General features: G+C 42.2%; 11 protein-coding genes. 10 read left to right on the top strand and 1 reads right to left on the bottom strand.

Annotated features, from left to right (window positions below):
- Positions 1-12: 12 nt before the first annotated feature.
- Together A5882_RS07675 and A5882_RS07680 are read left to right on the top strand one after the other, a co-directional pair.
- Entirely contained in the window at positions 13-1,473 is a 1,461-nt protein-coding gene (locus A5882_RS07675) for a helix-turn-helix domain-containing protein (RefSeq protein ID WP_008377994.1), read from the top strand.
- Positions 1,474-1,526: 53 nt separating this feature from the next.
- Complete coding sequence (locus A5882_RS07680) at positions 1,527-1,889, top strand: hypothetical protein (protein ID WP_008377996.1); 363 nt, start codon at positions 1,527-1,529, stop codon at positions 1,887-1,889.
- 127 nt (positions 1,890-2,016) lie between these two features.
- Here A5882_RS07680 and A5882_RS07685 read toward each other — a convergent pair whose 3' ends face one another.
- Entirely contained in the window at positions 2,017-3,504 is a 1,488-nt protein-coding gene (locus tag A5882_RS07685) for a helix-turn-helix domain-containing protein (protein WP_008377998.1), read from the bottom strand.
- 487 nt (positions 3,505-3,991) lie between these two features.
- On the opposite strand from A5882_RS07685, the gene A5882_RS07690 reads away from it, so the two are divergent.
- From A5882_RS07690 to A5882_RS07735, 8 genes are all read left to right on the top strand, one after another.
- Positions 3,992-4,387: a hypothetical protein gene (locus A5882_RS07690; protein WP_008377999.1), complete on the top strand. Its 396-nt coding sequence runs from the start codon at positions 3,992-3,994 to the stop codon at positions 4,385-4,387.
- Positions 4,388-4,765: 378 nt separating this feature from the next.
- Positions 4,766-4,990: a hypothetical protein gene (locus tag A5882_RS07700; protein WP_016611282.1), complete on the top strand. Its 225-nt coding sequence runs from the start codon at positions 4,766-4,768 to the stop codon at positions 4,988-4,990.
- Between the two features lie 1,186 nt (positions 4,991-6,176).
- On the top strand, positions 6,177-6,545 hold the full coding sequence (locus tag A5882_RS07710) for an LPXTG cell wall anchor domain-containing protein (protein WP_086372624.1): 369 nt from the start codon (positions 6,177-6,179) through the stop codon (positions 6,543-6,545).
- 12 nt (positions 6,546-6,557) lie between these two features.
- Complete coding sequence (locus A5882_RS07715; protein WP_086372625.1) at positions 6,558-7,382, top strand: WxL domain-containing protein; 825 nt, start codon at positions 6,558-6,560, stop codon at positions 7,380-7,382.
- 18 nt (positions 7,383-7,400) lie between these two features.
- On the top strand, positions 7,401-8,288 hold the full coding sequence (locus A5882_RS07720) for a WxL domain-containing protein (protein WP_016619479.1): 888 nt from the start codon (positions 7,401-7,403) through the stop codon (positions 8,286-8,288).
- Positions 8,289-8,371: 83 nt separating this feature from the next.
- A complete protein-coding gene (locus tag A5882_RS07725; protein WP_086372626.1) occupies positions 8,372-9,436 on the top strand; it encodes a DUF916 and DUF3324 domain-containing protein in 1,065 nt (354 codons plus the stop codon).
- Position 9,437: 1 nt separating this feature from the next.
- Positions 9,438-12,458 (top strand): WxL domain-containing protein, encoded by a 3,021-nt coding sequence (locus tag A5882_RS07730; RefSeq protein ID WP_086372627.1) that lies wholly within the window; start codon positions 9,438-9,440, stop codon positions 12,456-12,458.
- An 81-nt stretch (positions 12,459-12,539) separates the two neighbouring features.
- A complete protein-coding gene (locus A5882_RS07735) occupies positions 12,540-13,958 on the top strand; it encodes an HTH domain-containing protein (protein WP_086372628.1) in 1,419 nt (472 codons plus the stop codon).
- Positions 13,959-13,978: the final 20 nt, after the last annotated feature.

Consider the following 13,978-nt stretch of genomic DNA (forward strand, 5'->3'; position numbering starts at 1 on the left):
GAAGGCGAATCTATGAGACAATTCCAATCATCTTTTGTCATTAGTAAAACGACGCTAAGGTGGCTACATTTGCTAGAACATATGGAGCACGCTTCTCATACACCGATCCGTGGGTTGTCAAAAGTGATCAAAAGCTCTAGCCGAACCATCATTGAAGATTTACAAAACATTAAAGAGTATTTCGAAGATGCTATCGAAATGGAAACGTCAAATAGTGGCTATCAGCTACAAGTCATCGATACAGAAAGCTACTTAGAAAAAAAACGGAATTTGATCAGTAACGAGCCGTTGTTTCGCATCTTTGAGAGCATTTTTTTAGGGGAAATATTGACCATCAATGAGTGGTCAGACATTTTGTTTATTTCCCCTGCCACGTTGATGCGGTATTTTCGAAAGATCGACCCAATTTTAGCACAGTACCAACTGACATTAAACAAAACCACCGTTGATCTTATTGGTGAGGAAGTCAATATTCGCCATTTTTTTCTGAACTTTTATTATGAATCCGATAGTACGCCGCATACCGTATTTCCGCCGTTGATCATTCATGAGATCGGTTTAAACTTGAAAAAAGAAGAATTCGATAGCAATTTCTCTAATCTTGCCTTTGAGGAAATCAGTTACATGCTTTATATCATTTTAGAGCGAACCTCTCATGGCCATTACGTCACGATCGATCCAGCCATCGTCAAGCAGTTTCGTAAAGAGTATTATCTTGAGCTGAAAAAATTAAAGACGATGCTATCGAACCATTTGCAAACGACGATCGCCGAAAAAGAAATCATCTACTTTTATGCGTTATCGATGGGAAAACGGACGGTGTTTGATATTGATATGGAAAGGGACTTTTGCAACAAGTTAGGCAAAGACTCGCAGATCCTGCAACTAACCCAACGTTATCTAAAGGAGGCAGGCGTACCGCCGTATGCGCTGGAATATAGTACGGTTTTGATCCAGTCTTTTTTTGCGACGATCTTACTAAAAAATAAACTTTCACCGGTCTTGAACAAAGTGATTCCCGATTTGATCTCATTTGTAAAAAAACATTTTCCAGAGGAAATGGCACAAAACACAGCGTTCTTACAAAAACAATTCAAACAACTGAAGTGTCTGTCTTTAGACATGATCGTAGATATCAGCGCAGTGTTTACCATTCACATGGACTGTGTGAAAGAATTGTACTGGGGGAAGCCTAAAAAAATTGCGTTCCTGTTAGAAGGGAATCAATTTATCTCGCAACGAATTCAGGTCACTGCTCGTAAGTATCTAGGCAGTTATCAGAAACTCTTTTTTCCGAATGTATTAGATATCAATCCCGGCTATTTTGAGGCGAACCAATTTGATATCGTCGTCACAAATTATAATGAGCATATGTCGAATTTTTCTTGTTCTGGCGTGTATTTATTGTTCAATAAAATCCCGAACTCAACCGATTGGCGCAGACTCATGTCATTGATCGACTTTAAACTTTAACAATGGTCCAGGTGCAAAATAATTCTCAGATGAAAGATAGGAATGATGCAATCATGATGAAAAAAGGACATATGACACCAGAAGCCTATTTAAAAAATTACAGCGAACTTTGTTACTTGCAGGAATTTCCCTTAATCAAACAAGTATGTACAGAGTTGCAAACACGATTCAAAGAAATTTGCTATACCGAGTACGATAATGTGCTACAACAAATGGCGGATTTGCTAGAAATCGATGCCCAACTGCAAATGTTTTTAGATTTTTTCCGACACGACTTTTTTAAAGAAATCGAATTAGCAGAAGAAGAGATCGTCGAAATGATCAAAAAGGACAAAAATGTCTATTACCGACAAATGGCAGGGATCGGCACAAACCAGAAAGCGCCCCATGGCTTGATTTATCTCAGCGAGAAATGAACACTGTGATCGCTGAGATAAATCAGAGTGTCAACCACTCGTTGGGTAAGAATGGTTTTTATAAAATAACACTTCGAAATGCTTTGTGACCGTAATGATTCCACAAGATAGTGTCTAGCAAGTTGACCTACGCATTGTCCAACACAACCAGACGCAAGATTCGTGGATTGATTTGATTAAGTAATCGATTCCAATCTGTCGCATCTGGAAACGATTTTAGAAGAACGCATTCTACTTCCAGTAAGTATTCTGTCGTATACTCCGAATAATTGGTGACTAATAGATCAATTTGCTTTTCTTTTAAATAGGTTGGAGAGAGTTCACTGGCATTAGGATAATACAATGTATGGAAGCGACCCAAATATTTTCGCACGATACTTTCGGCATATTCACAAACATATTCGTTTCCTTCAAAAATCACAGCGATCGTCCGTTGTGATCCCCAATTTTCTTCTTTGATCGCTTCCATATGAATCGTTAAGCTGGCACAGAAATCGTCAAGATAGGAGGATGAATACAGCTTTTTGACTAGCTTGTGTTTTGCCAAAAATGCATAGTTTCTCTTATATTCGTAGGAAAACTTCTCTTTGACGAATTGCGTAAGATCGTCAATATTGACATTCATGATGGGCGAGAGCATATCGCGTATTTTCACAATCGTAAAAAATGATTCTAACCAGTGTAAATCTTTTTGTTCATCATAGGAATTGCCTTGATTTAGGGCATAGAAATCTTTTGTCACTTGTTGGATCTCAGGCCAGCGATTATACTTTCGGCAAAATTCTTCGATCGAAGGATGATTGATTTTTCGGCGACAGATGAGACAAAGTAACAAATAAATGATTTCGTCCTCTGGCAGATGGTAATGAAAATAGGAATAAAGGATCTCTCTTAACGTATCTGGAGCAATCAATGAATGATAAGCATAAAAGATGTCCTTTAGTTCAGGTGAAAGTTCGACTTGTAACCCTTTCTTGCTGCGTTCCAGTGTAATGTAGAGAATATAGGAAAAGTAAGAAAAAGTAGAAGCCGGTTGCTTTTTTGAATGCAAAAGATTGGTGATCTCAATGACAGCATCTTGGACATCCAGCGATGGGAAGATCGTATTGACATTGATATCTGACTCATAATAAAACAGACAAAAAAAGCGGCGAATATCGATTTCGGAACCTATCAATGTGACAGGGTTTGTTGATAGACGAAGTTTGAAGGGCTTTAATAATTCGTTCATTTTTTTTAAGTAACTGAGCAATGCTTGTTCAGAAAGATTAAGGGTCAAGCTCCAATCCAGAGCAGATTGTAATTCATCAAAAAAAATACTCTCCAAAATCATAAAAAATGGCTCGTCTTTAACTAAATTTTGTTTTTGTTTGATATACCCCTCGGGATCAAGTTCTTCAAATAAATACCCAAACTTAGAGGAATAGATTTCGATCGCATCATTAAAATGTTCGCGAATCATGGCAATATCCGCAATGATCGTACGGGTACTGCTTTTTGTTACTTCTGATAAATCGCCCAATGTTGCAGATGGATTCTTCTCAAATTCATTTAATAATTGCAATCGTCGGATTAAAGAACGATTTTTGATAAATTTTAGCTGAAAATTTTTCATAGTTGCCCCCGTTGAATTTAAAAAAGAATTAAACACATTATAAACAATTGGTTAAAAAACTTCAATTTTTATGTTTAATTTTATTTTATTTGACTAAATATTCGATTTTTTATTATTCTGGTGGATGTAAACGGTTGAAACGAATTGATACAATGTAGGTTTTTTCACCGACAGGTGAAAATTGCTATTTTTTTTTAAGGATATTTGACGCTATAGTGAGACCATAGTCCGATGCTTAGGAGTATTTGTTTTTTCTCAAGAGGAAACCTGTGAACTGTTGGTTGGATCAAAAGGGAGAAAATAAACAGTAAATGTAACTAGCAAATGAGTGAATGTGCCATCAATACCTAGAAATGCAGTGTACTTGAGGGTATCCACGAATGAGAGAGAAAGAAAATAGAAGACATTGATTGGTTGAAGAACATCTACGGTTACCAGAAAGTGTAAACTGGAAACGAACATGCAGATAGATTACGAGGAGGCTAATATGCTGGCAGAAAAGATAGCGGGAGCAGAAGAATATTTGGCGCATTTTCAAACAGAGCTAGAAAAACAAGGGGTGTTACGCTTTTTTCCAAAAATAAATGCCTTTTATCATCGGTTAGCAAAAGAGTTTTTAACGATTTTTCATAGCAAGGAAGAAAACCTGTTTGTTCAGTGGGGCCACTTATTGGCGATTGATGCACAATTGCAAATATTGATGGAAATCAGCAACAATCGCAAAGAGGGATTGCTAGATGACCTTGGGATGAGTGAGGAAGAAGTCATTGAAATGATAGAAAATGACCATAAGTATTTTTACCGTGAGATCACGGGGGCAAAGTTAACGCAAAAACCCAAAATGGGCTTGATTTATTTGAGTGAACACTTAGCGGAGTCCTGAAGTTTTATGTCTAATACGTCGAGTAGACCTGAGAGTTAGGAAAAAAATTGAGATAAATGGGAAACGATGATGCTCAGTAGACTATTGGGGAAGTTTCATAGATAGTTTTTTGGAGAAATAAATGGAGAGTAGTAGTGGGGCTAAAAGGATGATTTTCAGGTGGAACGTACCCTTGAGAATGACAGAGGGCAGATGGACTACTCAAACAACGCAGTGGGGAAGGCAATTGGTTGGTCTTCCTTGCTTGAGTAAGAGTTGTTTTTAAGAAACAACAGATTGACCGCTAAAGTCAACGACAAAGACGAATGTTTTTTTCTCTTCATAAAATAATTACTGTGTAAGACGTGAAAAAAAGCAAAAAGCGCTTGAAGGTAGGACATGAACGGAATGAAACTTTTTATTATTTTTGCCTACTTGTCGGTAGGCATATCGGTGGCACAATACGGCATGTATGATTTCTTTCCCAGCATATCTGTGATCCTTCGCAGCTGGTTTCAATTGGGGCAAACCATTCTTTTGCTTGGCTATTTCTTTCTGCTGGTTATGTATTTTTGGGTACAGCGTGGCAGAACAAGGAAAGAGAAGCAATCTTTAGGAGAATGATCAAGAATTAAACAGCAATGATCAGCAAAGAAGCGTTTTTACAGTAGGAAGAAAGCGCTTGTTTGTAAGAAAAAGTATACATAAAATAGTACGACCGAGACGAGCCTTTCGTGGGCTCTTACTTAACATAAACAAATCTGCAGCAAACGTTTGCTTCTTTTGGTGAAACCAAGAAGGGATCGTTTGCTGTTTTTTTGTGCTAACAAATAGGCCTGTTTTCAAATGTCCCGTGGAGAGCTTTTTTCAAGGAAATGAAAAATTCTTAAGGGGGAGGCTGGAAGAATCGATTCGTTCTGTAAATAGTAATCAAAAAATGGATGGCCGAAGAACTACATACGAGAGAGTCAATAAAATGCTTCATGGAGGAATGGCTGATTTAGCCAAGCGGCATTTCAAGGGAGTACCGAAGGATAATAGATAGAGAAGATAAAGCAATGGACAGAGACGCCAAAGTTTTTAGCGCTGCAATAGCTATTGGAGTATGCGTTGGTTTGGCTGCATCTGTATTGGCAACAAAAGAGTACCGGGAAAGGGCTGGACAAGTGAAAATGAATGGGAAAGGTGGCGCTCCAAAAGAAGAACCATAGCTGATGATCCGCCAATCGTCGAGGAACCACCCAACTGTTTTCCGTAGAGAAATACCAAACGAGCAGGAGATGACCACTGACAGGCATGCTTCATGTTCTTGTCAGTTTAGTGATTCTAAGAAAAACAACATAAAAGAAAGAATACCCGACAAACGTAGCTTGGGGGATCAGATGAAAAGAGAGGAACGTTCTTAATAATAATAGTCCCCCCCTCTTTTTTTACCGTTATTTTATTGTGGCTTTTATAGAATGGAGAACTGCAGGTGCTTTGGAGATTGATATATGATTTTTCTATGGTAACAAGCACTTTGGTAGATGTTAAGGATTTCTCACTTTAGCCATATCCTATGTTGAATAATTTATTTAAAACGGGGGTTTGTTTTTTTATTTAGGCATAGATTTCATCAGCCAGTGAATTTATTGATTTTTCCCGCATCACAAAGATAGCTATAATGAAGTATATCGAGGATAAAACCCAGCGTTTTTGGAAGCCAACTGAAACAAAGACCAATCGACTTTGTTCAAGGTTACCGTCTAAGTAAAGGTGTCTAAAAAAGGGTGGTTTTTAGGCTTGATGATGTCAAAAAGGGGGAGGGAGAATGAAAAGAGCGAGGGGGAATTTTTGGGTCAAACTGATGATCTTCGCTGCTTTTTTTCAAGTGATCAGTGCTTCGATGATTTTAGTTTCGGCACAAGAAGAGCGTTCCGTCGATACAGAAGGCTCAGTCCAGTTCACGGGTGTCTATGAACCAGACAAACCAGAACCTTCACCACCGACCGGACCGACACAACCTGGCGGGGATGGGGGACGTTTGCCGCAGACAAATACCCGAAAAAGTTCCAGTGCCACGGCACTCGGATCATTGCTGCTATTGATCGCTGGCTATTCAACAGTGAAGAAGACACGCAGGTACCAAAAAGAACGAACAACCTCAAGAACACAAGAAAAGTTGAGTAATAGAGAATAAGGGAATGATCTTATGAGATTTTTGCGATTTGCAACGAGCACCGTACTTGCCGCAACCCTTTTGACTGGTGGAATCCAAGGGACCGCCGCTGAAGTAAGAGTCGCTGAAACCGATGGGCAAGTCAGTTTTGTGCCCAATGATCGAGACCCGACGGAAGTGTTACCGCCTGATCCAGGCCCCGATGGCCCCGATGTGGAGATACCGCCGATCGGACCAGATGGACAAACAGGACCATTGACGATCGCTTATGCGCCGACTTTGGATTTTGGTACCCAAGAAATCTCCAACCGAGATGCCGTCTATTCGATGGTGGCAGAAAAGCAACAATTAGCGGATACCCAAGGGGAAGAAAACCAAGTACCGTATGTTTCCTTCGCCCAAGTACAAGATACCCGTGGGTCAAATGCTGGCTGGCGTTTGACTGTAGCACTAAGTGCGTTTGAATCAGGGACGCAACACAACGAACTGCGAGGGGCACAAATCATCTTTGCCTCACGAGAAGTTGACTACAATAGCCACAATCAAGAAAACGCACCGGCCGCACATGAAGCAGACTTGCGTTTGGATGCCAATGGTTCAGCACAAGCTGTTCTGACTGCTGATGCCGGCAAAGGGGCAGGCACTTCATCCGTCGTTTGGGGCTACCAAGATGAGTTGAATGCGCAGGTCCAAGCCCAGGCGCCGGTGGTTCGCAATGAGGCGATCCAATTGTTCGTCCCGGGAGCGACTGCTAAAGATGCAGCCTTGTATGTGGCGACTTTGACGTGGCAATTGACGACCACTACCTCGCAATCAGGAGAAACAGTTCCAACGGCGCAAGCCGATGAAACAAACTAAAAGAAAGAAGGAATAAAAATGAAATGGATTCGCTTAGCAACAGTCGCAACACTGACCTCTACGATCTTCGCAGGCGGTGTACAAGCAGTAGCAAATGATGAACCAAGGACACCACTTTTTGAAGTAGAGACACCAAATGAGGTTACCTTTACCCAAGGGGAAGAAGACATTGATGACGTTGAAAACCCACTTGAATACCCACCCGTTATCATTGATCCGCTTCCAGTAAAAGGTCCATTAACGATCGTTTACGTGCCAGAAAAATTCGATTTTGGTCAACAAGCCATTACTTCATCTGCAGCTGAATATTCTTTGATTGCTGAAATGCAAAACGTAGATGAAAACCATCCTCTTGCGGTCGGACTTCCAGACACAGTTCCTTACGTTTCCTTGGCACAAGTCAGTGATACACGAGGAAACAGTGCGGCAGATTGGACATTAAGTCTTTCATTATCAGAGTTTATCGGTAAAACGACGAATGATGTTCTTTATGGCGCCCAACTTCACTTCATTGATCCGCAAATCAAACACAATGATGGTACCGGGCCTGCTGAAGAAGCGCCGGAAGCACCAGTAACTGATGACGATCGTGTGATTTTAAATGCTGATGGGGATTTAGCATCGAGCATTCCAGTCATGACCGCAGGAGCCAATCAAGGACAAGGACGCTCCTCTGTCTTCTGGGGAGACCAAGACAAAATGATGAATGAGTTTGAGGGTAATGATTTTACCGGAACGATTCTGAATGATCGTATTCAGCTGCATCTTCCATCAGCTGCGACGCCGCAACAAGACACCTATACAGCAGCCTTGACTTGGATACTATCTACCACAGTTAGTGTAGATGGTGAAAATGGTGGTAATGGCGGCGATGGAGACGACAACGTTTTAAATCCAGAAGAATAATCTTCAAAGCAACGCAACAATAATGTGAAACAACTGGCAGGAGTAGACCGTTATTCCTGCCTTTTTTGGAAGGAGAAACAACAGTGATTGAACAACCAACAAACCAACGCTGGCTGCGGCTTTTGACTGCAATAATCGTGCTATGCTCATTGATTGCTTGGCCGACACCAGTACGAGCAAATGATGACATTGAATCAGAGTTGAATTTTTTTGTAACCCCTATATTCCCTGACAGTCAGATCGAAGGCGGTGCTAGCGGTTATTTTGATCTGAATTTAGGCGCAGGGGAACAAGAAGAATTGCAGCTACGCATCCAAAATACATCGGAAGAAACCATCGATGTCGAAGTATCGGCTCATACTGCCTTCACCAACGTCAACGGAGTAGTAGAATACGGTCGTGATGCCGAAGCTCCTGACCCGACATTGCCTGCCTCGATTGCCGAATTGATTGAAACACCTGGGGTCATCACTTTAGAAGCCCAAGAAGAACGGATCCTTACACTTCCTCTGACAATGCCTGAGGAAGAATTTGATGGGGTACTGGCAGGATCGATCCGAGTTGAAGAGGTTCGCGATGCTACGGCAGCAGAGTCGGAAACAGAAGGCATCGGGATTCGTAATGAGTTTGCCTTTATTTTAGGAGTCGTCGTAAGCAACAACCGCTCGTCAACGGATCCAGGACTTGAATTGCTGGACGTTTTTGCCAGTCAAGTCAATTATCGGAACGTGATCAGTGCCAAGATTCAAAATTACACACCGACTTTCGTCAACCACTTAGAAATTGATGCTGAGGTTCGTGCCAGCGGCAGCGACACCGTCTTGTATGAAACACAGCGCACAAGTATGCAGATGGCACCAAATTCGCAGATGGATTTTCCGATCCCGCTAAATGGCGAGCGTTTCCGTCCGGGAGACTATGTCCTGACTATGACGGCCCGTTCACAAGGGGAGGAATGGCATTGGGAAGAACCCTTCACGATTGCGGCTGCTGATGCCCGACGTTTAAATGAGGAAGACGTGACATTGGAACCAGAAACCAATTGGTGGCTGATTGGCGGAATCGCCGCACTTGTTTTGTTATTGATCATCGTTGTTGTTTTAATCATTAACAAGAAAAAAAAGGCAAAGGAAGGTGGGGATCAGTAAAATGAAAAAGAAAACACTAAAGATAGTACTATCACTTATGGTAGGACTATTTAGTGTTTACTTGTTTTTTCCGTCTATTCGTGTGTTCTTTTTTGAACCACTACATGCATGGCAAGGAAGAGAAGGTACGTTAGGCGAGGTGTTCACTGGATCTTCTTTTGAAGAATCTTTAGAGGATCAAGAGGAGTTGGTGGTTTCTTTTCTGGAAGAAATCCAGCAAGCCTATGTTGGAGAAGTGTTTCCGATCATGTTTTTAACAAACCGCCCACTAACAAGCATCGACATCCAGCTGCCTGCAGCCACGATCATAGAAGAAACATTTTTAATGGAAGAAATAGTGATCACCCAAACCGAGGATCCCGAGCAATGGCTTCTGAACTCCGAAGTGCCGTTGACGTCGTTTAGTCTACCACTGACGATAGAATCCGTAGGTACTTATGAAATAACGGTCGCAGAGGCAGTGCTTACCTTGAACGTGGAAGCAAGAAAATCCGGAGAAGAGGGGGAGACATCCCCTATGGATACGGACGACCACCTGAGTGGCACTAACTTAGCAGCGGACCCTGTCACGTCAGATGGTTCATTTTTTGATGACATCGAGGTGGATGAAGGCAATCTTGATCTTTTGGAAGATAGGCGAAGAGAACAAGAAGTAGGCTCTTGGCTAGAATTTTTAGAAGCTGTCATGGACCCAGAGGTGAATCATATAAAGTTGATCGACAGCTTTGAATCTAGTGATAATCCGATTGAAGGTATAGCTTCAGGCGTATCAGGAAGTACAATTAATATTACGAGTGGAGAATCTTATGTCTATATCAGCCAACCGGAAATCTCAAGAACTCTTATTATTGATGGACAAGGAAAATACCAAATTGATTTTCGTGCGGTTGCTGTTGGCTTCTTGGATAGTACGATGGTACCAGAATCTCTTTGGGATATTTCGTATCAAAATATTACCCTTTATCATGGGAATTTTTACGGACCTATGAACGTTACTACTTTGGGTGCTAACAATCAAGCCATATCCACCATGCGGTACCATAATGTTGAAAACATTGGGAATCAGCTTTTACATTCCCCGGGTACAACCGCAGTGCTTTCAGGAAAGGTTACCTCACATCAAGCACGAAGCTACCGTTCGACTTTTAATGAAAATTGGCAGATCAATGCTTGGAATCAAGCAAATTTTGAAGTCCATCGACTTTGGATCAGTCCTAATGCAGAAGTAGAATTGTCGACGATCAGTTCAGGAAATTTATTTTATCATGGTTTTAATCATCCAGAACTGATTATTGGAGAGAATGCCAAAGTTTCCATGAAAGCAAACTTTGAGGGGAGTAGAGGGGAAGCCGATGGTGTGAATGTCTATTTTGGAAATGGTGGTGGGAATCTGACTGTTGGCAAGGGAGCAGAATTAAAACTTGACACTCAGATCAACGCCTCTGCGATTTCCACACTTCATGGAAACCATACCATCGATCTCTTGGAAGACAGCAAAGTGCATATCCAATCCTTAGAGAATCGAAGCCACACGAATGGATGGAATTGGAATATTCTTTCATTTCAAGGAGGCAACACCCATATCAATCTAAAGGAACGTAGCATGTTAAAAATTGATGCGGAAAATCAACCCAACTTATCGGCACATGTTGTTGGCTTCTGGGAACCTCAAAACAGTATCACTGTTGGTAAAGATGCTGTTTTAGATATTCGTTCGGACAGTCGCAATGATTCTCAAAATTTGATCTTTTTTGGAAATCTTTCGAAGTTGACGTTCAATGAGGCCCGAAAGGTCAATTTAGAACGAACGGCGCCGCTTTCTTTTAATAACGGAAGTTTGATCAACTTAAATGGAACCAATGAACTGGAAATCGAATTTCAAGGAATCAAACAATGGCAATACGGCGAGTTTGATGAGGTGCAGCCTACCCATGAGTGGATGCCTTTGATTCATATGAGTACCAACTTTACTTGGATCAATCCAACAATCAACAGTGTCGTAACTTTGGATCCAACAGTGGAACAAGGGGTACGTAGTCATTTTTCGACTCATAGCCAACGATTGCTTTTCGAGCAAGTTTCTGAAGTTGAAATAGAGTTGAATCCATTAACGGAAGATCCGACCTTATTAAATTCTCGGATCATCTCTGGAAGAGCAAATCCCAATAGCTATATTCGTTTTGAGCGGGAAGCATTTATGCCCGAACCAGATCCTTCCCTTGGTACTGTAACAGATCCAGATGGACGCAGAGAATTCTTTCACGTCCAAGCTGATGAAGAGGGAAACTTTCAGTTTGATTTATCCGAATTTCCAAACTTCCAACATTTTCGTCACGAAGAGCTAGTGACAGCCGAGGCGTTTTTGAATGGGAGATGGGGAAAGGATTCGGTGATTGTAGAGAAAATCGACATTGTGGACCCGCGGGATCCTTTTCGCCCGGATGAAACGGTCGATCCTGTGAATCCTCCTGTTTTGCCAGAAAACCAGGGATTTGTCAGCATCGACTTTATTTCTCAATTCGATTTTGGAGAAGTACCAATTCTTTCAAGTACCACTCGATATCCAGCAAAGCCGCAGGCGTTGCGGGAAGTTTATGAGGATGTGCATGAAGGGGACCGTCCCAATTATATCCAAGTATCGGATCGGAGGATCGCTACTACTGGTTGGACACTGAGTGCTCGCTTATCTGAAGAGGGTTTTGTGGGTACGCATGATGAAAGGCAACGACTAAGAGGGGCAAGCGTTTATTTGTCAAATATCCATATGGTAACCACTGGTTCGAATGAGTCGGAGACGCCAGACTATCAAGAAGCCATTGAACTTATTGCAGGTCAAAGTAAAACCTTGGCTTCGGCTCAAGAGAATCATGGTGGAGGGACGTGGATCCAACATTATGGCTCAAGTGAAACAATGGAAAACAGTGTGGAACTGGAAGTCCCGATTGGTGCCAACCCCCAAGCAACTGCTTATCGCGGCACGATTTATTGGGAATTAAGCTTTGTTCCGAGACCTGAGTCATAAAAGTTTGAATAAGAAGGAAGCAGAAGCTGCTGGAAGTCGCCTGCAGCTTCTCTTCTTTCGAATGTGTGGGGAGGTGAAACGATGAGAAACAAGCCGTCTTTATTGATGAACAGTTTATTTTCAATGACGTGCAAGCGGCAATTGACGATTTTGCGGCAGTTGGAATGTTGCGGTCCTTTAAGTGGGCAACAGCTGGCACATGCTTGCGGCGCTTCTCGGCGGACGATTATTTCAGACATTGAGGAACTGCGCCAACTCTTTGGGGCTTCGACGATCCTCGCATCTGCCAGCAATGGTTATGAATTGATGATCCAAGAATTGGCAGAGTATCAGGAAAAAAAGCGAGCATTGTTGGCGGATGACCCGAATCTGTTGTTTCTGCATTTCTTGTGTCAGCAAGAAACGGCGATACCGGAAAAACTTGTTGCAATCACCGGATTAGGCAATCAAACCTTTTTGAAACAATGTCGTCAGCTTCAGACCTTGTTCGCTGCTTATGAACTGACCTTGAATAAAAAGCAGTGGTGCCTAGAAGGGGCAGAAGGAAACATACGGTATTTTTATAAAGCCTTTTATTTTGAAGAAGAGGAACAGCCCTACCAAATCTTTGAGCAGCTGGCTGAAACGTTGACACTGCGGTATCGTCCGTCCTTGCCGATCGATCCAGTGGTTTCGTTGCAGTGGACGAAGGTCTTTCTTTTACGGGCGCAACAAGGTGGACGCTTGGAAGAAAATTGGGAAATGGCTGACTTTTGTCGGTTGTTTCTAGAAAAAACGGTTTTTGTCATCGAAGGCTTGGAGGTCTGCAGGTCCTTGTCGCAGCAAGAACGGTGTGTCCTATTGTTTTTGATGATGGCAGATGAAGGGGTACTTTCGTTTTTATTGAAACATCCGTGGGTCGAAGAAACGGTGCCCTTTGATCCAATCGATAGCTTGCGAGAGACGTTTCCCAAGCAAGCAGAGACATTGAGAGAAGATCGCGTATTCGTGCAAGTGACGTTAGCAGTCATGTTACTGGATCGGCTCTTCCATGTGCCACCTCCTTTGCTGCGGGATCGTCGAAAGCCAGAAGTGTCTGGTATTGGAAAGACGAAGGCACTTTCTAGCGCTGCTTCTCACTATTTGCTGACAATAGGCGAGTCCTATCTAAAGAACCAGCAGTTAAAAAACAACCAGCTGATGATCACCTATCATTTGTGTGGAAATGAGAAAATCAAAGGCTGGATCAAACAACGTCTGAGTGATTGGCTGGCTGCCCAAGGAGTGGATGTCGTCGTCGAGACTACGAGTGAGCTGTCGATTTTCACCGCCCGCCAGGTGGTAGTCACTGATCAACCGCTCTTTTTGCTGGAATTGGAACAGCCCATCTATCGGTTGGAACGACCGATTGAGCCAAATTCCATTGAACGTCTCGGCAAGGCGATTTTAGCCGATTTTCTTGGTCAATGTAAAGGCTCTGTTCCTAGTGAAGAGCTTCAAGCAGCGTCTGCCTCTCGCTAAAAGCGGTAGAGCCAACGGTA

It is taken from the genome of Enterococcus sp. 4E1_DIV0656, assembly GCF_002140695.1.
In the GTDB taxonomy this organism is placed as follows: domain Bacteria; phylum Bacillota; class Bacilli; order Lactobacillales; family Enterococcaceae; genus Enterococcus_D; species Enterococcus_D entomosocium.

Excerpts from the sequence above, each read along its gene's own strand:
- A5882_RS07675 (WP_008377994.1), top strand. The coding sequence starts at position 13 with ATGAGACAATTCCAATCATCTTTTGTCATTAGTAAAACGACGCTAAGG.
- A5882_RS07680 (WP_008377996.1), top strand. The coding sequence starts at position 1,527 with ATGATGAAAAAAGGACATATGACACCAGAAGCCTATTTAAAAAATTAC.
- A5882_RS07685 (WP_008377998.1), bottom strand. The coding sequence starts at position 3,504 with ATGAAAAATTTTCAGCTAAAATTTATCAAAAATCGTTCTTTAATCCGA.
- A5882_RS07690 (WP_008377999.1), top strand. The coding sequence starts at position 3,992 with ATGCTGGCAGAAAAGATAGCGGGAGCAGAAGAATATTTGGCGCATTTT.
- A5882_RS07700 (WP_016611282.1), top strand. The coding sequence starts at position 4,766 with ATGAACGGAATGAAACTTTTTATTATTTTTGCCTACTTGTCGGTAGGC.
- A5882_RS07710 (WP_086372624.1), top strand. The coding sequence starts at position 6,177 with ATGAAAAGAGCGAGGGGGAATTTTTGGGTCAAACTGATGATCTTCGCT.
- A5882_RS07715 (WP_086372625.1), top strand. The coding sequence starts at position 6,558 with ATGAGATTTTTGCGATTTGCAACGAGCACCGTACTTGCCGCAACCCTT.
- A5882_RS07720 (WP_016619479.1), top strand. The coding sequence starts at position 7,401 with ATGAAATGGATTCGCTTAGCAACAGTCGCAACACTGACCTCTACGATC.
- A5882_RS07730 (WP_086372627.1), top strand. The coding sequence starts at position 9,438 with ATGAAAAAGAAAACACTAAAGATAGTACTATCACTTATGGTAGGACTA.
- A5882_RS07735 (WP_086372628.1), top strand. The coding sequence starts at position 12,540 with ATGAGAAACAAGCCGTCTTTATTGATGAACAGTTTATTTTCAATGACG.